Origin of the sequence: Streptomyces sp. NPDC048565 (assembly GCF_040650935.1) — a bacterium.
Classification (GTDB): domain Bacteria; phylum Actinomycetota; class Actinomycetes; order Streptomycetales; family Streptomycetaceae; genus Streptomyces.
The window spans coordinates 22,454-41,063 of the sequence record NZ_JBEZIH010000032.1; the positions used below are offsets into that span (position 1 = coordinate 22,454).

Genomic DNA, 18,610 nt, shown 5'->3' on the forward strand with positions numbered 1-18,610 from the left:
GGGTCGGGGTATCCCCTGCTCGAACGATGTTGAGAGCTTGGGGAAGGATGGGACCGCGCAGTGCGGGGCTACGAGAGCCAGCAGAGCCACCGAGCTGACGACGACCATCTCTCGCGGTTCGAAGCCGAGATGGACCGGCTGAAGACCGACCGGGAGAAGGCCGTCCAGCACGCCGAGGACCTCGGTTACCAGGTCGAGGTCTTGCGCGCCAAGCTGCACGAGGCACGGCGCAGTCTGGCGACCCGTCCCGCCCACGACAGCGCGGACATCGGCTACCAGGCCGAACAGATGCTGCGTAACGCCCAGGTCCAGGCCGACCAGCTGCGTACGGACGCCGAGCGTGAGCTGCGCGAGGCCAGGGCACAGACGCAGCGGATCCTCCAGGAGCACGCGGAGCACCAGGCCAGGCTTCAGGCCGAGTTGCACACCGAGGCCGTGCAACGGCGCCAGCAGCTCGACCAGGAGCTGGCGGAGCGCCGCCAGACCGTCGAGTCCCACGTCAACGAGAACGTCGCCTGGGCCGAGCAGTTGCGGGCCAGGACCGAGTCCCAGGCGCGCCGGCTCCTGGACGAGTCACGCACCGAGGCGGAGCAGTCGCTGGCCGACGCCCGAGCCGAGGCCGCCCGGCTCGCCGAGGAGACCCGCCGACGCGTCAACTCCGAGGCGGAGTCGGCCCGTGCGGATGCCGAGGCCGCGCTGCTGCGCGCCCGCAGGGACGCCGAGCGGCTGCTCGACGCCGCGTCCACGCAGGCCCAGGAGGCGACCAGCCACGCCGAGCAGCTGCGCTCGACGGCCACCTCGGAGACCGAGGAGACCCGGCAGCGGACCGCGGAGCTGAACCGCACCGCCGAGCAGCGCGTGCAGGAGGCCGAGACCCGGCTGCGCGAGGCCCGTCTTGAGGCCGAGAAGGTAGTCGCCGACGCGAAGGAGGCCGCGGTCAAGCGGCTGGCCGGCGCCGAGTCGCAGAACGAGCAGCGCACCCGTACGGCCAAGTCCGAGATCGCCCGTCTGGTCGGCGAGGCGACGAAGCAGTCCGAGTCGCTCAAGGAAGAGGCCGAGCAGGCTCTCGCCGATGCCCGGGCCGAGGCCGAGCGGGTGGTCGCCGAGGCGGCCGAGAAGGCCCGCACCGTGGCCGCCGAGGACGCCGCGGCCCAGCTCGCGAAGGCGGCGAGGAGCGCCGAGGAGGTCCTGACCAAGGCGTCCGACGACGCCAGGTCGACCACCAGGGCCGCGAGCGAGGAAGCCGACCGGATCCGCCGCGAGGCCGAGGCCGAGGCGGAGAAGCTGCGCGGCGAGGCCGCCGAGCAGGCCGACCAGCTCAAGGGCGCGGCCAAGGACGACACCAAGGAGTACCGGGCCAAGACCGTCGAGCTGCAGGAGGAGGCCCGCCGGCTCCGCGGCGAGGCCGAACAGCTGCGCTCCGAGGCCGTGGCCGAGGGCGAGCGGATCCGCGGCGAGGCCCGCAGGGAGGCCGTCCAGCAGCTGGAGGAGGGCGCCCGCACCGCCGAGGAGCTGCTCACCGAGGCCAAGACCGACGCCGAGGAGCTGCGGACCTCCGCAGGCGCCGAGAGCGAGCGCGTCAGGACCGAGGCGGCCGAGCGTGCCGCCACCCTGCGCAAGCAGGCCGAGGAAGCGCTGGAGCGCAGCCGCGCCGAGGCGGAGAAGCTGCGCGCCGACGCCGAGGAGCAGGCCGCAGCCCTGACCGCCGCCGCCGAGACGGCGGCCGAAGAGCTGCGCGAGGAGAACGAGCGCGGGATAGAGGAGCGCAAGGCCGAGGCGGCCGACGAGCTGACCCGGCTGCACACCGAGGCCGAGTCGCGGGTCACCGCCGCGGAGGAGGCGCTCGGCGAGGCGCGTGCGGAGGCGGAGCGGATCCGCCGCGAGACGAGCGAGGAGTCCGAGCGGCTGCGTTCGGAGGCCGCGGAGCGGATCCGGGCGCTCCAGGAGCAGGCCACGACGGAGGCCGAGAGCCTGCGCACCGAGGCCGCGGCGGACGCCGCGCAGTCCCGCGCCGAGGGCGAGACCGTGGCCGTACGGCTGCGCACCGAGGCCGCGACCGAGGCGGAGCGGCTGAAGAACGAGGCGCAGGAGAGCGCCGACCGGGTCCGCTCGGAGGCGGCGGCAGCCGCGGAGCGGGTCGGCACCGAGGCGGCCGAGGCGCTGGCCGCCGCCCAGGAGGAGGCCAACCGCCGGCGCCGTACCGCCGAGGAGACACTCGGCTCGGCGCGTGCCGAGGCGGAGCAGGAGCGCGAGCGCGCCCGCGAGCAGAGCGAGGAACTCCTCGCCTCCGCCCGCAAGCGGGTCGAGGGTGCCCAGGCCGAGGCCGAGCGGCTGGTCGAGGAGGCGGAGATCCGGGCCGCCGAGCTGGTGTCGGCGGCCGAGCAGACCGCCCAGCAGGTGCGGGACTCCGTCGCCGGGCTTCAAGAGCAGGCCGAGGAGGAGATCACCGGCCTGCGGTCCGCCGCCGAGCACGCGGCCGAGCGGACGAGGACCGAGGCACAGGAGGAGGCGGACCGGGTCAGGTCCGACGCCTACGCCGAGCGCGAGCGGGCCACCGAGGACGCCAACCGCGTCCGCCAGGTCGCGCACGAGGAGGCGGAGGCCGCCAAGACCCTGGCCGAGCGGACCGTGTCCGAGGCCATCACCGAGTCGGAGAAGCTGCGCTCGGACACCTCGGAGTACAGCCAGCGCGTCCGCACGGAGGCGTCGGACGCCCTCGCGTCGGCGGAGCAGGACGCCTCGCGTGCCCGTGGCGAGGCCCGTGAGGACGCCAACCGGATCCGCTCCGAGGCCGCGGCGCAGGCCGACCGGCTCATGGCCGAGGCGACGACCGAGAGCGAGCGGATCCGCACCGAGGCCACCGAGCAGTCGGAGCGCTTCGTGTCGGAGGCGACCGACGAGGCGGAGCGGCTGCGTGCCGAGGCGGCACAGACCGTCGGTTCGGCCCAGGAGCACGCGGCCCGCACCCGCGAGGAGTCGGAGAAGGTACGCGCCGAGGCCGAGTCCGTGGCCGAGCGGTTGCGCGCCGAGGCCCGCCAGGAGGCGGACCGGCTGCTCGACGAGGCGCGCGAGTCCGCGGCGAAACGCCGTGCCGACGCCGCCGAACAGGCCGACCAGCTCATCAACAAGGCCCAGGAGGAGGCGCTGCGCGCCGCCACCGAGGCCGAGCAGCAGTCCGACAGCATGGTCGGCGCCGCGCGCAACGAGGCCGTCCGGATCACCTCGGAGGCGACGGTCGAGGGCAACTCCCTGGTGGAGCGGGCCCGTACGGACGCGGACGAGCTGCTCGTCGGCGCCCGCCGGGACGCCACCGCGACCCGGGAGCGTGCGGAGGAGCTCAGGGCACGGATCGAGAGCGAGGTCGAGGCGCTGCACGAGCGCGCCAGGAGCGAGACCTCCGAGCAGATGAAGACGGCGGGCGAGCGCGTCGACAAGCTGATGAAGGCGGCCACCGAGCAGCGGGCCGAGGCGGAGGCCAAGGCCAAGGAGCTGCTGGCGGACGCGAATTCGGAGGCGAGCAAGGTGCGTATCGCCGCCGTGAAGCGCGCCGAGTCGCTCCTCAAGGAGGCCGAGACCAAGAAGGCCGAGCTGACCCGGGTGGCCGAGAAGCTGCGCGCCGATGCCGAGGCCGAGGCGGAGCAGATGGTCGACGAGGGCCGTCGGGAGCTGGATCTGCTGGTCCGCAGACGCGAGGACATCAATACGGAGATCTCCCGTGTCCAGGATGTTCTGGAGGCGTTGGAGTCTTTCGAGACTCCGGGCGGAGCGGGCAAGTCCGCCGGCGGCGGCGCGGGGGGCGTCAAGGCCGGCGCGGCAGCCGGTACCCGGTCGGGTGGCAAGGCGTCGGACGGATAGCCGTACGCGGACCTCGCCATGAACATTCAAACCTCCGAGTCGCAAGCGCTTTCGGGGGGCAGCCACTCAAAAGGGGTGTCATTCTCCATACCAAAGCGGCATCTTCACGCTGACACGCCGCTTCGGCCCCTAGGATTCCCTCTAACACCTCACCGGTCTCATTCGACAGGAACCCCATGAGCGACCCTTCCTCCCCCTTCGGCTTCGAGCTCGTGCGACGTGGATACGACCGCGGTCAGGTGGACGACCGCATTACCAAACTCGTCGCCGACCGTGACAGCGCCCTCGCCCGTATCACCTCTCTGGAAAAGCGCATCGAGGAACTCCACCTCGAAACGCAGAACGCCCAGGCCCAGGTCAACGACGCCGAGCCGTCGTACGCCGGGCTCGGCGCCCGCGTGGAGAAGATCCTCCGCCTCGCAGAGGAGGAGGCGAAGGACCTGCGTGAGGAGGCCCGTCGCGCGGCCGAGCAGCACCGTGAGCTGGCCGAGTCGGCCGCCCAGCAGGTGCGCAACGACGCGGAGACGTTCGCCGCCGAGCGCAAGGCGAAGGCCGAGGACGACGGTGTCCGCATCGTCGAGAAGGCCAAGGGCGAAGCGAGCACGCTGCGCTCGGACGCCCAGAAGGACGCCCAGCAGAAGCGCGAGGAGGCGGACGCGCTCTTCGAGGAGACCCGGGCCAAGGCCGCCCAGGCCGCCACGGACTTCGAGACGAACCTCGCCAAGCGCCGTGAGCAGTCGGAGCGCGACCTCGCGTCCCGTCAGGCGAAGGCCGAGAAGCGTCTCGCCGAGATCGAGCACCGGGCGGAGCAGCTCCGCCTGGAGGCCGAGAAGCTCCGTACGGACGCCGAGCGCCGGGCCCGTCAGACGGTGGAGACGGCACAGCGTCAGGCCGAGGACATCGTGGCGGACGCCAACGCCAAGGCCGACCGGATCCGCAGCGAGTCGGAGCGCGAGCTGGCGGCGCTCACCAACCGCCGCGACTCGATCAACGCCCAGCTGACCAACGTCCGCGAGATGCTGGCGACGCTGACGGGTGCCGCGGTCGCCGCCGCCGGTTCCCCCGCGGAGGAGGACGCCGCAGCCCCCGGCGTCCCGGCCCAGCAGACCCGCTGAGCCACGGTACGTACATCGGCCGTACTCTTCGCGCGCCCGGTTCCGCCTTTGTGGTGGCGCCGGGCGCGCGGGCGTTCTAGCGTGAGCGCATGATCGAGCTCGACGGCCTCACCAAACGCTACGGCAACAAGGTTGCCGTGGACCATCTGTCATGCCGGGTCAGACCGGGGGTGGTGACGGGGTTCCTCGGCCCGAACGGGGCGGGCAAGTCCACGACCATGCGGATGATGCTCGACCTCGACAACCCGACCAGCGGCACGGTGCGCATCGACGGCCGTCACTACCGCGATCTCCAGGAGCCGCTCAAGCACATCGGGGCGCTGCTGGAGGCCAAGTCGATGCACGGCGGGCGCAGCGCGTACAACAACCTCCTGTGTCTCGCCCAGAGCAACCGCATCCCGGCGAGCCGGGTCTCCCACGTGCTGGACACGGTGGGCCTGAGCGCGGTGGCGAAGAGGAAGTCCAAGGGCTTCTCGCTCGGCATGGGCCAGCGGCTGGGGATCGCGGCGGCGCTGCTCGGCGACCCGGAGATCCTGATGTTCGACGAACCGGTCAACGGTCTCGACCCCGAGGGCATTCACTGGATCAGGAACCTGATGAAGACCCTCGCTTCGGAAGGCCGGACGATCTTCGTCTCCTCGCACCTGATGAGTGAGATGGCCCTGACGGCCGATCACCTGATCGTCATCGGACAGGGCAGGCTGCTCGCCGACACCTCGATGGCCGACTTCATCCACGAGAACTCCCGCAGCTTCGTGCGGATGCGCTCCCCCGAGCAGGAGCGCCTGCGCGACCTGCTGCACGCCGAGGGCATCATCGCGGTGGAGTCGGGCAACGGCACCCTGGAGATCGACGGCCAGGCCCCGGAGCGGCTCGGTGAGCTCGCCGGCCGGAACGGGATCGTGCTGCACGAGCTCAGTGCCCAGCGGGCCTCCCTGGAGGAGGCCTTCATGCAGATGACGGCGGGCTCCGTCGAATACCACGCCCACTCCGACGCCGGCGGTGCACAGCCACCGCCGGTGGGACCGCAGTGGGGCGACCAGTGGAACCAGCAGACCGGCGGCGGCGCGGCCGACGGCCGCACGAACGGGGTGTGACGGCGATGACATCGGTACCCGCGGTCCTGAATTCCGAGTGGACCAAGATCCGTACGGTCTCGTCGACCACCTGGACGCTGATCTCGGCGTTCGTCGTCACCGTCGCCATGGGCGCGGGGCTGAGCGCCCTGCTGAAGAGCCAGTTCGACGATCTCTCCACCGCCGAGCGTGCCACCTTCGACCCGACGTACGTGAGCTTCTCCGGAATGATCCTGGGGCAGCTCGCGATGGTCGTCTTCGGTGTCCTGGTGGTGGGCACGGAGTACAGCTCCGGCATGATCCGGGCCTCGCTCGCGGCCGTGCCGAAGCGCGGGATGTTCCTCTTCAGCAAGATCGCGGTGGCGGGCGTCCTGGCGCTGGTGGTGGGCCTGCTCACCAGCTTCGTGACCTTCTTCCTCGGCCAGGCCCTCCTCGGTGACCACGGCACCGACATCGGCGCGGAGAACGTGCTGCGCGCGGTGTTCGGCGGTGGCCTCTACATGGGCCTGATCGCGGTCTTCTCCATGGGCGTCGCCACGATGCTGCGCAGCTCCATGCTGTCGCTCGGCATCCTGATGCCGTTCTTCTTCCTGGTCTCCCAGATCCTGACGGCGGTCCCGGGTGCCAAGAGCGTGGCCCGCTACTTCCCCGACCAGGCCGGTTCCAAGATCATGCAGGTGGTCCCGGACGCCATGAACAGCAACCCCGGACCGTACGGGCCGTGGGCCGGGATGGGGATCATGGCACTGTGGGTGGTGGCATCCCTGCTCGGCGCCTACCTCGTGCTGAAGAAGCGGGACGCCTGAGCGGTCGGGAAGGCTCCGACGCTCCGCACGACGGCTTGGCCGGAACCATGCACGGCTGGTTATCCTCCTTACTCTTACGGGGGCGTGCGGCCGCGGGCCTGGGCCCCGACGGAAAAGATGTCGATGGGGCTGGAGAATGATCGAGGCAGTCGGCCTGACCAAGCGCTTCGGCGCGAAGACGGCCGTGCACAACCTTTCCTTCCAGGTGCGGCCCGGCGCCGTCACGGGATTCCTCGGTCCCAACGGATCGGGCAAGTCCACCACCATGCGTATGATGCTCGGCCTCGACCGGCCCACGTCCGGACATGTCACGATCGGCGGTCACGCCTTCCGCGGTCTCCCCAACGCCCCGCGCCAGGTCGGGGCGCTGCTCGACGCCAAGGCCGTGCACGGCGGACGCAGCGCCCGTAACCACCTGCTGAGCCTGGCCCAGCTTGCGGGTATCCCGGCGGCCCGGGTGGACGAGGTCCTGGGCGTCGTCGGGCTCCAGGACGTCGCGAAGAGGCGCTCCAGCGGCTACTCCCTCGGGATGGGCCAGCGGCTGGGGATCGCGGCGGCACTGCTCGGCGACCCGCAGGTGCTGCTCTTCGACGAGCCGGTCAACGGGCTCGACCCCGAGGGCATCCTCTGGGTGCGCAATCTGATGAAGCAGCTGGCGTCCGAGGGCCGCACCGTCTTCGTCTCCAGCCACCTGATGAGTGAGATGGCGGTCACCGCCGACCATCTGATCGTGATCGGCCGCGGGCAGCTGCTCTCCGACATGAGCATCAAGGAGTTCATCTCCGCCAACTCCGCGGACTTCGCACGGGTGCGGGTCCCCGCCGACCGGCCCCAGGAACGGGAGAAGCTGACGTCCTCGCTGACGGAGGCGGGCGGCGGGGTCATGACGGAGCCGGGCGGTGCCCTGCGCGTCACCGGGCTGCCGCTCCCCAGGATCAGCGATCTGGCGCACGCGGCGGACGTCCGGCTGTGGGAGCTCTCCCCGCACCAGGCGTCACTGGAGGAGGCGTACATGCGGATGACGCAGAGCGCCGTGGACTACCGCTCGACAGCGGACGCCAAGGAAGGGCTCCAGCCGCCGCCACCCCCCTTCGGACAGCCCGGTCACGAGCTGCTGCCGGGCGACGAGCAGTACGATGACGCGCCCGGGCCCCCGCCCCAGGTCCCGCAGCAGGGCTGGTACGCGCCGCCGCCCCCGGGGCACGGGCCGCCGGCCGGTGCCCCCCAAGCCGGGCAGGCGCCCGCGCCCGCCGCGGACCGTACCGAGCGCAGGAGCAGTGAGGACACCCGATGACGATGCCGCCGCCCCAGGCGCACCGGACTCCCCCGGAGCCTCGGCAGGACCAGGATGTCCTGCCCGGCCTGTACGCTTCACCCATCCCCGTGCGTACCCCCGGCCTCGGTGACGCGATCGCATCCGAGTGGACGAAGATCCGCTCCGTGCGCTCCACGATGTGGACGCTCGGCGTGATGATCGTGCTCCTGGTCGGCGTCGGACTGCTCGTCGCGCTGGCCGTGAACGCGTCGGACGCGCCCCTGGGCGACACCCCCGTGCTCAGCATCGGCTTCTTCGGCGTGCTCCCCGCGACGATCTGCGTGATCACGCTCGGCGTGCTGACCATCTCGTCCGAGTACGGCACGGGAATGATCCGTACGACGCTGACCGCGTGCCCGAGCCGGGTGCGGATGCTGACCGCGAAGTCGGTCGTCTTCTTCCTGCTCACCTTCACGATCACGACCGTGACCACCGGGATCGTCGGCGTCCTGCAGACGGCCATCCTGGGCGGCGCCACACCCGAGACCGGCTACTGGGTGCGCTCCACGGTGGGGATCGGTCTCTACCTCGCGACGCTCGGGCTGCTGGCACTGGCCCTGGGCACCCTCGTCCGGCACTCCGCGGGTGCCATCACGGTCATGATCGCGGTGGTGCTGCTCCCGCTCGTGCTGGCGATGTTCATGTTCTCGCGGTCGCTGGCCGCTGTGCAGCAGGCGCTGTTCGAGTACTCGATCCCCAACCAGATCGGCGCGATGTACGGGGTGTCGATGACCACCTCCGGCCCGGCCGGCTGGGAGCCGCTGTGGATCATCGCCGGCGTGACCGTGGTGGTCATGGCCGGCGCCCTGCTGTCGCTGGACCGGCGGGACGTCTGAGCCGTAACGGCGGACTCCCGGCTCAGTAGCGCGGAGCGTTCCTGGACCGCTGCACCCGTGTGGTGCGGCGGTCCCTCGCGTTCCAGCAGGCCTTGTGCCAGTGTCTGCGGTCGTCGACCCCGCCGAACTCCGGCCAGGCGACGAGGTGCGGGACCCCGGACGGGATCTCCTGGTCGCAGCCGGGGCAGCGGTAGCGCTTGCCCGCCGCGCTCGCGCCGCTCACCGGGCGCACCGACCACTCCTCGCCCTGCCAGCTCTCGGTGGCCCCTCCCCCGCCGTACCGCTCCGCCGCCTCTCGTGCGTTGCCGGTAGGACTCTCGCCGCCTCGGGGGCGGTTGCGGCGCGGGGACACGGGACACCTCACGGGGCGGGCACGGGCAGACTGTTCCGACCAGCCTAGAGGCACCTGCGGACACCCTGTGTCTGGAGTGACGGATGAGCACCTCCGTGGCGGGTGGGTTACCGGAAAATCGCAACAACTTCACCGTGGACCGTGCCTTTGGCACGTGTCAGACGTTGTTGCCGGTGGAGGGAAAGCCGCGTCGGCCGTAAGGAGGCACAAGGCGATGCGCGTAGGAACGTTCGTTCTGGCAGCTCAGTTCCCGGGCCAGGGACAGGGTGAGGCCCTGCACCGGGCCGTCCGCTCCGCCGAGGTCGCGGAGGGGGCCGGACTCGACTCCGTCTGGCTGGCGGAGCACCATTTCGTGCCGTACGGGGTGTGCCCGTCCGCCACGACGCTGGCCGCCCTGCTGCTCGGCCGCACCCGCAGGATCCGCGTGGGCACGGCGGTGAGCGTACTGCCGAACCAGCACCCGGTCATGCTCGGTGAGCAGGCCGCGCTCCTGCATCTGACCAGCGGCGGGCGCTTCTCCCTCGGGGTGGGGCGCGGCGGTCCCTGGGTCGACCTCGAAGTGTTCGGAGGCGGGCTCCCGGCGTACGAGCGGGGCTTCCCGGCGGCTCTGGAGCTGCTGCTCGACTGGCTGGACAAGCCCCGGGTGGCGGGTCGCGGAGAGCGGTTCGGCTTCCGCGAGGTGGCCGTGGTGCCCCGCACCGACGAGCTTCTCGGGGACGGTCCGCGGGGCCCCGAGGTGATCGTCGCCTGCACGTCGCCGAAAAGCGTGAAACTCGCCGGTGAAAAGGGTTTGCCGATGCTCCTCGGCATGCATTGCGGCGACGAGGAGAAGGCCGCCATGGTCGCTCTGTGGCGATCGGAGGCCCGCGAGGCCGGTCAGCCGGCGGAGATCGCCGAGCGGGTAGCACATGTGTCCGCAGGGGTGGCCCAGATCGCCGACGGGACGGCGGACGCCGTGGAGACGCTGGTGAAGGCGATGCCGGGGTGGCTGCGGCAGGGGCTCGACGCCCATGTGACGGTCGATGGCCGCCACCGGGTGATGCGCGACCCCGTCGCGTACACGGAGTTCCTCTGCGGCCTGCATCCGGTGGGCACGCCTCGCTTCGCCGCAGACCGGCTGGCGGCCACGGCGGAGCGCACGGGCATCACCCGCTTCGCCCTCATGGTCGAGGGGTCGGGCGATCTCGCGGCGACGGAGACGAATGTCGAGCGGCTGGGCACGGAGGTGCTGCCGTTGCTGGAGTGACCGGTTCACGCAGGTGTTCCGTGGTGGGGGGAGCTGCCGCCCCGGAGCCAGTTGCACCTCCCGCGGCCCGAAGCGGCAGCAGCGTCGTTCAGCAGTCCCGGAGTTCGGGCGACTGGTTGAGCAGCTGCCCCCTCACCGAAGTGAAGCGGGCCAGCCGCTCGTCGACCGAGGCGTCCAGCGGGAACACCGCGACGCGGTGGCAGTTCTGGAATGCCAGACGCACTCCGAAGTGCCGCTGCAGTGCGCCGCGTATCGCATCACTCGCGAGCGCACGCAGCAACTGACCACGTGCCTGCTCGTCCGGCGGGGGCGTCTGGTTGTCGGCGAATTCTCCGCCGTCCACCTTCAGCTGGGCCGCCAGGGAGCTGATCATCTCCCATGCGTAGGGCAGGGAGGTCCGGACGCAGTCGACGAAGTCGGCTTCGTCGACCTCGCCTCGCTCGGCCTGTTCCAACAGCGCCGGTGAGACGTCGAGCGACATGGGTTCTCCTCTCGCGACCCCGACAGGTGGCCGGGGCCTTACGGGCAGGGCAGGATGGCGACGCTGCGTACACAGACGGCGACCTCCTGCTTCCACGGTAAGCGCGCAGTCCGGGCCGCACCAGGAGATTGGGACCACAACCGGCCAAAATCGAACGGTCGCAAAGAGGGGCAAGCCAGATCGGCCGCCCTTCGGGGGGTCAACCGGACCGGGGGCGGGAATCGCGTGGACCACGGGTCGTCGAGTAGCGTTGCCGACCATGCGTCTCGTCATCGCCCGTTGCTCCGTCGACTACGCGGGCCGGCTCACTGCCCACCTGCCCTCCGCCCCCCGTCTGATCCTGGTGAAGGCGGACGGCAGCGTGTCGATCCACGCCGACGACCGGGCGTACAAACCCCTCAACTGGATGTCCCCGCCGTGCACCCTGAAGGAGGGCGCCGACGACAGCGAGGGCGTCTGGACCGTGGTGAACAAAGCGGGCGAGAAACTGATCATCACCATGGAGGAGATCCTTCACGATTCCTCCCATGAGCTGGGTGTCGATCCCGGACTCATCAAGGACGGTGTGGAGGCGCACCTCCAGGAGCTGCTCGCCGACCGCATCGAGACGATGGGCGAGGGCTACACCCTGATCCGTCGCGAGTATCCGACCGCGATCGGCCCGGTCGACATCCTGTGCCGGGACGCGGACGGTGCGACGGTGGCCGTGGAGCTGAAGCGGCGGGGTGACATCGACGGTGTGGAGCAGCTGACCCGCTATCTGGAGCTGCTCAACCGCGATCCGCATCTGGCGCCGGTGCGGGGCGTGTTCGCGGCGCAGGAGATCAAACCACAGGCCCGGGTGCTGGCGACGGACCGCGGTATCGGGTGTCTGGTGCTCGACTACGACGCGATGCGCGGCATCGAGGACGACAAACTCCGGCTGTTCTGACCTGGGGCGGCGTGCCCGCCCCCGATCGCCGTACGGGCCCGCTTTCCGGGACCGTACGGCGATTTTCGTTCGCAGGCGGACAGCCCTCAGGCCACCGTCGGTGAGGCCGAGGGGCTCTCCGTCGCCGAAGCGCTGACGGTCTCCGCCGGGCCGCTCGCCGAGTTGGAGGTGTCCGGCTCCGTGGTGGTCTCCGTCGGGTCGGGCGGCGTGGGCGTGTCGCTCGGGGTCTCGCTCGGGGAATCGGTCTCGGTGGGCTCGGTGGTCGGGGTCTTCGTCGGCTTCTTGGTCGGCGATGGACTGTGCGTCGGCGGGTCGTCGCTGCTGGGACCGTCGCTGGACGGCGTGTCCGTTCCCGGGCTCGTACCGGGGTCGGAGGTCTCGGGGGACGGGCTGTCGCTCGTGGACGGGGAGTCCGAGGAGGACGCCGACGGCGTACCCGGGCGGCCGTCGTCCGTGCTCGCGCCGGTGGCGGGGTCGTCGGCCGGCTCGTCAGCGGGCAGGCCGTTGTCGTTGTCGTCCTCGTCCGCCGACTGTTCGGTGGTGACGTTCTGCCCGTCCGGGTCCTCGCTTCCCGAGGTGGCCCCCAGGGTCACCACGGTGCCGAGCACGGCCGCGAGCAGCGCGCCCGCGCCCACCGCGACGAGATTGCGTCTGGCGCCCCTGAGCACCCCCGGGCGCCCGCCGGACGCGGAGCCGGGCGGCGGGGACTGACGGGTGACCAGTGTCGCGGAGGCATCGGTCCGGGGGAAGAGGGGCTTGGCCGCCGGGATCCCGCCGGGCGGTGAGACCGACGCGTCGTGCCGCAGGCCGGGCAACTCCTCGCCCGCCATGGCGCTGTGCACCGGTTCGCCCGAGAGGTCGGCGACGAGGGCGAGCGCCCGGCGCCCGGCCACGGCGCCCGGCTTGTCGGCGAGCGCCCCGCGCATGCCGATGGACGCCTCCAGTTCGGCCCTGGCCCGGTCCAGATGACCGGTGCACAGGGCGAGGACGCCCAACTCATGGTGGAAGTACGCCTCTTCCGCCACCTCACCGGCGATCCGCGCGGCCTCCTGGCCGGCTCTGAGGGCCTTTTCCCAGGCACCCCACTGCATCCCCGCCGCGAAGCCGGGAGCGGCGCTACGGGCCAGCAGGACGGCCACGCTGGCCTGTCCGGGGGCCTCGCCGGGGATGAGCCGGGTCATCGATGCCAGGAGGGCGTCCGCCTCGGCGACCGCGCGCTCCGGAGTGACGGAGGGATGCCCGGCCCACCAGGCGTAGTGCTGGGCGGCGCTGCGTGCGTGGGCGTCCGCGCTCTCGTCGTATCCGCTCGCCTCCAGCTGGGCCAGCGCCCCGGCTGCCAGCCGGTAGCGGGAACCCGCCGGGGAGAGCAGTCCGCTGAGAGCCAGCTCGCCCAGGGCTGCGTCGGCGTGGGTGTCCCCCACGAGCGCCGGCAGATGCGCCTGGTGCGGCACCTCGCCGCCGAGCGCGACGGCGAAGCGCAGGGTCTCACGGGCGGACTCGCTGAGCCGGGAGGCGAGCAGGGCGGCGGGCGCCGCGCCCTCACCGAGGCTGGGCAGCGGGAGACCGGCGGACTCGGCCCGGCCGAAGGGGGCTTCGGCGGGATCGTCCTCGTAGCCGTCGAACTCGTCCTGGCCGGCACGCAGGTCGTCGCGCTGGCGCAGCAGGGCGCCCGCCTGGACGAAGCGCAGCGGCAGCCCTTCGGACTCGAACCAGAGGTCTCCCGCCCAGTTCGCCTCCTCGTCGGTGAGCGTGCGCTCCACGACGTGTTCCATCAGCTCGATGGAGGCGCTGCGGCCGAGACCGGTGAGGAAGACCTCTTCGAGATTCGCCTCGGCACCGGGCGCGGACACCTCGGGGGTCGCGGCCAGGAGGAACGCGCACTCCGGGGTGGCGTCGAGCAGTTCCTGGAGCGCGGCGCCGCCGAGCTCCAGGTCGTCGACGACGACGACGGCGCCGATGCCGCGGACGAGCGCGAGGAGCCCTTCACGGTCGGGGCGGTGCAGCGGGGCACTGCAGACGGCCTCGAAGAGTCCGTGCAACAGCTCGGTGGCGGTCCGCTTGTAGCCGGAGAGCCGTACGACTCCGTCCGGGGCGAGGGTGGTGCAGTCCGCCGCGACGGCGTCCAGGAGAGCCGTACGGCCGGAGCCACCGGGCCCGGTGAGGCACACCGAGCGCCCCCGGGCCAGCAGTCGCACCAGCCGCTCGCGCTCCTCCCCGCGCTCCAGCAGGGGCATCTGCGGCGCGGGGGGACCCGGAGGGACGGGCGGCGCGGCGGCCCGCTCGCGCTCCACGCGCTGGGCGGCGGTGTGCCGTACGGGCGCGGCGGGCCGCTCCCCGGGGCGGCAGGGCTCGATCTCGCTGCCGTCGACCGGATTGACGGTGAGCAGGAAGTCGCCCGATATCAGCCGCACCGTGCGCGCCTGCGGCGCCTGATGCCCGAGGTCGGGCGTCAGCGGATCGCGCGACTGCCGCCGCCGCCCGGCGTCCTCGCCGGGACGGCCGGTGCCATGGCCGTAGTCTTCCGGTCCCCGGTTGGTCGGGTCCATCGTCACAGTCCCCCAGACGCGCAGTGCGCTGTTGCCCCCTCCGGCCGCGCACGCCGCGCTGTCGCTCCCGGTCCGGTGTCCGCCAGTGGGTCCCAGTCGTCGATCGGCAGACGGCCGAACCCTAAACCTTCGCACAGTATCTACGACTCGGCGGGGGGCCGTGCGGCCCTCGACATCACATTCTCGTGAGGATCGGGGAGAGCGCTCAGACGCGCGGCAGGGACTCCGCGGCGATTCCGCCCTCGATGGCCAGGATCCTGTGCAGTCTCGTCGCCACCAGCAGGCGCTGCATCTGCGGCGGCACACCGCGCAGCACGAGCCGCCGGCCCGCCCGGCCGGCTCTTCGGTGCGCGCCCATGATGACGCCGAGTCCCGTGGCGTCCCACGAGTCGAGTTCGGTCAGGTTCAGCACGAGGTCGCCGGCTCCGTCGTCGACGGCCGAGTGCAGAACCGTACGGGCGTCCGCCGCGCTTCGGACGTCGAGGCGGCCCCCGACGACCAGCTCGGCGTGGTCGCCCCTGATGTGCATATGCGCTCCCCGGATGTACTCCGCAGCAAGGTCTGTCTGTCCGTTTTTCTCTTTCTGTCTCTGCCACAACTGACTGCCGCAGCGACAGGGAAGTTGCCGTCTGTAAGCGAACCGATACCGAATTCACCCCGAGGGGTGAAGCAGGTCCGGCGGCACCCGCCGGATCCGCGCGCCGGACGGCGCCGGATCCCGGGGCCCCGGGCTTCGACTGACGGCACATCAGAAAGCCGGGGACCCGGAAAGGATCAGTAGGTGTAGAAGCCCTGCCCGCTCTTGCGCCCGATGTCACCTGCGTCGACCATCCGGCGCATCAGTTCAGGAGCGGCGAACTTCTCGTCCTGGGACTCGGTGTAGATGTTGCCCGTCGCGTGCAGGAGGATGTCCACCCCGGTCATGTCGGCCGTGGCGAGCGGGCCCATGGCGTGCCCGAAGCCCAGCTTGCACGCGGTGTCGATGTCCTCGGCCGAGGCGACACCCGACTCGTACAACTTGGCCGCCTCGACGACCAGCGCCGAGATCAGCCGGGTGGTGACGAAGCCCGCGACGTCGCGGTTGACGACGATACAGGTCTTGCCCACGGACTCGGCGAACTCCCGTGCGGTGGCAAGCGTTTCGTCGCTGGTCTTGTAGCCGCGCACCAGCTCGACGAGCTGCATCATCGGCACCGGCGAGAAGAAGTGCACCCCGACGACCCGCTCCGGGTGCTCCGTCACGGCCGCGATCTTGGTGATCGGGATGGCGGAGGTGTTGGAGGCGAGGACGGCGTCCGGGCGTACGACCTTGTCGAGCGTCCGGAAGATCTCGTGCTTGATGTCGAGCTTCTCGAAGACGGCCTCGACGACGACGTCCGCGTCGGCCACGGCGTCGAGGTCGGTGGTCGTGGTGATCCGGGCGAGCGCGGCTTCGGCGTCGGCCGCCTCCAGCTTGCCCTTGGCGACGAACTTGCCGTAGCTGGCCTCGATACCGCCGCGCCCGCGGGCCAGGGCCTCGTCGGTGACGTCACGCAGTACGACGTCCCAGCCCGCCTGGGCGGAGACCTGCGCGATACCGGACCCCATGAGTCCGGCGCCGATGACGGCGAGCTTCCTGGCCACGTTTCGCACCCCAATGCTTCTCGGTTGTTCGCATGCTCTCCGGCGGAGGTTAGTACCCGTGAGGGTCGTTACGGCCCTGAAGAGATGCGCGTCACGTCTCACATGACGGACATCACACCGTCCGGTGTCACGCGGCGGCGCGTCGGGCGTAGTTGAGGACCTTCTCGCCGAGGAGGTCCTCCATGTCGTCGAGCAGGACGAGCGCGTCGCGCGAGACCTCGTTCGTCCCGCGTCCGGTGACCATCTCGCCGCCGACGTACGCCATGAGCGTGCTGTGCACCCAGGAGAGCTGACCGGCCACCAGGGCCGGAGCCCAGTCGTCCGGCCCCGCCCCCGCCTCCTCGCGCAGGGTCTCCTCCAGATGGAGCTGGGCCTCCTGCCCGATGTGCCAGAGGCGGGCCTTGAGGGTGTCGGCGCCCTCGATGACGCGCATGAAGCTCGCGTACCCGGCGATGAGTCCGACGGTCGGCGAGACGCCCTCCACCTGGATCCGCAGTTCACGCAGGACGGCGTCGGCGGCGGACTCCCCCTTGTCGCGGCCGCGGACGTAACGCGAGAGCCGGTCGACGATGCCGCGGCTGCGGTCCAGGAAGAGGTCCTCCTTGGCCGGGAAGTAGTTGTACACCGTGTTCACCGAGACATCGGCGGTCTCGGCGATCTCGGCGATCGTGACCGCGTCGAAGCCCCGCTCCACGAAGAGCCCGGTGGCCACGTCCGAGAGGTGCTGCCTCGTCCGGCGCTTCTTCCGCTCCCTCAGTCCCTCTGCCATGCGCCCATCCTACGGATCCCGTGGTGTCTCTGAAATTTTGGAGGGATTGCAATTTTTAAGTCGCTCTGTTTTTGTGGTCACCATGCCAATCATCAGTACGTCCGGGCTCGCCCGGACCTTCATGACCAAGGCAGGACCGGTCCACGCGGTGCGCTCGGTCGATCTGGCCGTCATGCCCGGCGAGATCGTCGGCCTCCTCGGACCCAACGGCGCGGGCAAGACCACCACCCTGCGGATGCTGACCACACTGCTCGCCCCCACCGGCGGCGCTGCCACCGTCGCCGGCCACGACCTGACCGCCGACCCGGCGGGGGTCCGGGAGAAGTGCGGTTACGTCGCCCAGTCCGGCGGGGTGGACCCGCACATCACCGTGCGGGAGGAGCTGGTCACCCAGGGGCGGCTGTACCGGCTGAGCAAGGCGGACGCCGTCGCGCGGGCCGCGGAACTGGCCTCGCACCTTGGTCTGGGCGACCTCCTCGACCGCAGGACGGCCGCGCTCTCCGGCGGCCAGCGCCGCCGGCTCGACATCGCGATGGGTCTGACGCACCGCCCCGCCGTGCTCTTCCTCGACGAGCCGACCACCGGGCTCGACCCGGGCAGCCGCGAGGACCTGTGGGACCTGGTCCGCGGACTGCGGGACGACTTCGGCACCACGGTCGTGCTCACCACCCACTACCTCGACGAGGCCGACGCCCTGGCGGACCGGCTGGTCGTCATCGACGGCGGCCTGGTCGTCGCCGAGGGCGCGCCCGCCGCGCTGAAGACCGAGCACGCCGGCTCGCCCGACGCCTCGCTCCACGAGACCTTCCTCGCGATCACCGGGCGGACCCCGGCCGCCGCCGAGGCCGCCCCCGTCGCCGTTTAGGACGTCCCATGCTTCTCCACGACACCTCGCTGATCTTCAGCCGGTATGTCCGCCAGACCCTGCGCTCCCGGTTCCAGATCTTCTTCGGGATCCTGATGCCGCTGCTCTACCTGCTCTTCTTCGGCCCGCTCCTCACCAGCCTCCCGCTCGGCTCCAACGGTGACTCCTGGCAGGTCCTGGTGCCCGGCCTGTTGCTGCAACTCGCCCTGTTCGGCGCCTCGTTCACCGGCTTCTCGATCATCATCGAGAAGGGCACGGGGGTCGTCGAGCGGATGCGCGTCACCCCTGTCAGCCGGCTGGCACTCCTGCTGGGCCGGGTGCTGCGGGACGCCCTGCTCTTCATGTTCCAGGCCGTGCTGCTGGTGATCGCGGCGCTGGCCATGGGGCTGCGCGCGCCCCTGCCCGGGGTGCTGATCGGCTTCGCGTTCGTCGGCCTGCTGACGATCTCGCTGGCCTCCCTGTCGTACGCCCTGGCCATGAAGGTGCGTACGCCGCAGGAGTTCGGGCCGGTGATCAACTCGCTGACCATGCCGGCCATGCTGCTCTCCGGCCTGATGCTGCCGATGACGCTCGGCCCCGCGTGGCTTGATGTCCTGTCGCACTTCACCCCGTTCCGCTACCTCGTGGACGCGGTGCGCGACGCGTACGTCGGCTCGTACGCCACGGCGCACATGCTGTACGGGGTGCTGGTGGCGCTCGCGTTCGCCCTTCTCGCTGTGACGGCCGGCACGCGTGTCTTCCGCAGCGCCGGAGCGTGACCAAGAGGGTCCGGCAATCGGCGGCACTCTAATCTG

At 71.2% G+C, this 18,610-nt stretch carries 16 protein-coding genes; 10 read left to right on the plus strand and 6 right to left on the minus strand.

Features of this window, described 5'->3' with window-relative positions:
* Nucleotides 1-60 precede the first annotated feature (60 nt).
* The 6 genes from scy to AB0C75_RS30915 all read left to right on the plus strand — a co-directional run bounded on the left by scy (nucleotide 61) and on the right by AB0C75_RS30915 (nucleotide 9,003).
* Nucleotides 61-3,855, plus strand: coding sequence for a polarized growth protein Scy (scy, locus tag AB0C75_RS30890; RefSeq protein ID WP_362895048.1), 3,795 nt, complete (start codon nucleotides 61-63; stop codon nucleotides 3,853-3,855).
* A gap of 176 nt (nucleotides 3,856-4,031) precedes the next feature.
* A complete protein-coding gene (locus tag AB0C75_RS30895; protein ID WP_362895049.1) occupies nucleotides 4,032-4,970 on the plus strand; it encodes a cellulose-binding protein in 939 nt (312 codons plus the stop codon).
* Nucleotides 4,971-5,059: 89 nt separating this feature from the next.
* On the plus strand, nucleotides 5,060-6,067 hold the full coding sequence (locus AB0C75_RS30900; protein ID WP_362895050.1) for an ATP-binding cassette domain-containing protein: 1,008 nt from the start codon (nucleotides 5,060-5,062) through the stop codon (nucleotides 6,065-6,067).
* A gap of 5 nt (nucleotides 6,068-6,072) precedes the next feature.
* Entirely contained in the window at nucleotides 6,073-6,852 is a 780-nt protein-coding gene (locus AB0C75_RS30905) for an ABC transporter permease (RefSeq protein WP_362895051.1), read from the plus strand.
* A gap of 136 nt (nucleotides 6,853-6,988) precedes the next feature.
* Nucleotides 6,989-8,146, plus strand: a complete 1,158-nt coding sequence (locus AB0C75_RS30910) for an ABC transporter ATP-binding protein (RefSeq protein ID WP_362895052.1) — start codon at nucleotides 6,989-6,991, stop codon at nucleotides 8,144-8,146.
* On the plus strand, nucleotides 8,143-9,003 hold the full coding sequence (locus AB0C75_RS30915; protein WP_362895053.1) for an ABC transporter permease: 861 nt from the start codon (nucleotides 8,143-8,145) through the stop codon (nucleotides 9,001-9,003). The genes AB0C75_RS30910 and AB0C75_RS30915 overlap by 4 nt, the downstream gene beginning before the upstream one ends.
* Nucleotides 9,004-9,025: 22 nt before the next feature.
* Here the strand turns inward: AB0C75_RS30915 and AB0C75_RS30920 are convergent, their stop codons facing one another.
* Complete coding sequence (locus AB0C75_RS30920) at nucleotides 9,026-9,355, minus strand: ATP/GTP-binding protein (RefSeq protein ID WP_362895054.1); 330 nt, start codon at nucleotides 9,353-9,355, stop codon at nucleotides 9,026-9,028.
* Between the two features lie 214 nt (nucleotides 9,356-9,569).
* On the opposite strand from AB0C75_RS30920, the gene AB0C75_RS30925 reads away from it, so the two are divergent.
* The gene (locus AB0C75_RS30925; RefSeq protein WP_362895055.1) at nucleotides 9,570-10,601 is read left to right on the plus strand and encodes an LLM class flavin-dependent oxidoreductase; all 1,032 of its coding nucleotides are present in this window, start codon (nucleotides 9,570-9,572) and stop codon (nucleotides 10,599-10,601) included.
* An 88-nt stretch (nucleotides 10,602-10,689) separates the two neighbouring features.
* On the opposite strand, the gene AB0C75_RS30930 is transcribed toward AB0C75_RS30925, so the two are convergent.
* Entirely contained in the window at nucleotides 10,690-11,082 is a 393-nt protein-coding gene (locus AB0C75_RS30930) for an SCO5389 family protein (RefSeq protein WP_362895056.1), read from the minus strand.
* A gap of 259 nt (nucleotides 11,083-11,341) precedes the next feature.
* Between AB0C75_RS30930 and nucS the strand changes: the two genes are divergently transcribed.
* A complete protein-coding gene (nucS, locus tag AB0C75_RS30935; RefSeq protein WP_362895057.1) occupies nucleotides 11,342-12,013 on the plus strand; it encodes an endonuclease NucS in 672 nt (223 codons plus the stop codon).
* A gap of 86 nt (nucleotides 12,014-12,099) precedes the next feature.
* On the opposite strand, the gene AB0C75_RS30940 is transcribed toward nucS, so the two are convergent.
* The 4 genes from AB0C75_RS30940 to AB0C75_RS30955 form a co-directional block, all read right to left on the minus strand.
* Nucleotides 12,100-14,559 (minus strand): ATP-binding protein, encoded by a 2,460-nt coding sequence (locus AB0C75_RS30940; protein ID WP_362895058.1) that lies wholly within the window; start codon nucleotides 14,557-14,559, stop codon nucleotides 12,100-12,102.
* Between the two features lie 205 nt (nucleotides 14,560-14,764).
* On the minus strand, nucleotides 14,765-15,088 hold the full coding sequence (locus AB0C75_RS30945; protein ID WP_362895059.1) for an STAS domain-containing protein: 324 nt from the start codon (nucleotides 15,086-15,088) through the stop codon (nucleotides 14,765-14,767).
* 245 nt (nucleotides 15,089-15,333) lie between these two features.
* Nucleotides 15,334-16,182, minus strand: coding sequence for a 3-hydroxyacyl-CoA dehydrogenase family protein (locus AB0C75_RS30950; RefSeq protein WP_362895060.1), 849 nt, complete (start codon nucleotides 16,180-16,182; stop codon nucleotides 15,334-15,336).
* Between the two features lie 127 nt (nucleotides 16,183-16,309).
* Nucleotides 16,310-16,951: a helix-turn-helix domain-containing protein gene (locus AB0C75_RS30955; protein ID WP_362895061.1), complete on the minus strand. Its 642-nt coding sequence runs from the start codon at nucleotides 16,949-16,951 to the stop codon at nucleotides 16,310-16,312.
* A gap of 82 nt (nucleotides 16,952-17,033) precedes the next feature.
* Between AB0C75_RS30955 and AB0C75_RS30960 the strand changes: the two genes are divergently transcribed.
* Both AB0C75_RS30960 and AB0C75_RS30965 read left to right on the plus strand, forming a co-directional pair.
* Nucleotides 17,034-17,816 (plus strand): ATP-binding cassette domain-containing protein, encoded by a 783-nt coding sequence (locus AB0C75_RS30960; protein ID WP_362895062.1) that lies wholly within the window; start codon nucleotides 17,034-17,036, stop codon nucleotides 17,814-17,816.
* 8 nt (nucleotides 17,817-17,824) lie between these two features.
* Nucleotides 17,825-18,574, plus strand: coding sequence for an ABC transporter permease (locus AB0C75_RS30965; RefSeq protein ID WP_362895063.1), 750 nt, complete (start codon nucleotides 17,825-17,827; stop codon nucleotides 18,572-18,574).
* Nucleotides 18,575-18,610 lie beyond the last annotated feature (36 nt).